The organism is Priestia sp. BR_2, assembly GCF_041954005.1.
Classification (GTDB): Bacteria; Bacillota; Bacilli; order Paenibacillales; family Paenibacillaceae; genus Paenibacillus_AQ; species Paenibacillus_AQ lautus_A.
Genome location: NZ_JAVFHM010000143.1, coordinates 1 through 708, shown reverse-complemented (window position 1 = coordinate 708; position 708 = coordinate 1). Strand labels below are relative to the sequence as shown.

At 34.0% G+C, this 708-nt stretch carries 1 protein-coding gene; it reads left to right on the top strand.

All coding sequences use genetic code 11. The features are described 5' to 3' along the window. Positions 1 to 650, top strand: a 650-nt coding sequence (locus RB298_RS06725; protein WP_486046480.1) for an anti sigma factor C-terminal domain-containing protein, incomplete at its 5' end; no start/stop codon positions are given. Positions 651 to 708: the final 58 nt, after the last annotated feature.

Here is a 708-nt window from a genome sequence, read left to right as displayed (position 1 = left end):
GGACTATTAAGAGTGAAGTATTTAAAGTGATTGAAGATAAAGTCATACCTTGGGGTACAGAAGAAATAACGTATGATTTACTTGGAAACTTTAATGCATCCTTCTCAACACACAGTACGATTGTTAATGACACTACGATGTATCATATTCCTAATGGACAACGTGAGATGTTATTTTACGTACCAGAATACAAATATAAGTTGTATGCAAATGACTTTGACATAATTAAAGATTATCCCAATGGCAAATACATGGAGGTGGCCATATCTTTCAATAAAAATTACACATTGAAAGAAGTACAAAAGATGCTGCCTACATCTGCTCATCAAACATGGTATTGGGTAGATAACTATGCAAAGTCTACTGGTTACAGAGGTGAGCCAGAAAATGGACGATGGTTATTAGGTATTTCTAAACCATCACCACAACTAGGAGCAAAACTAACGACTACTAAAATTAAAACAGAAGCAGACTTTTTGAATGAACTCAAAAAAACAGATCCGGGGGAGTCGAAAAACCTAAAAAATAGACAGAAAAACGGATTGATTATAGGTGTAGTAGTCACGGGAACAAAAGAAGAGCTGCTGTCCTTACGAAATGAGCCATATGTTAAAGCAGCTAGTTTAGGAGCAGTAGTAGATAAATATTGAATTTTAGAGAATTGAAAAAGAGAAAATCCATTTTATGTTAACTGGTAGATAAATAAAT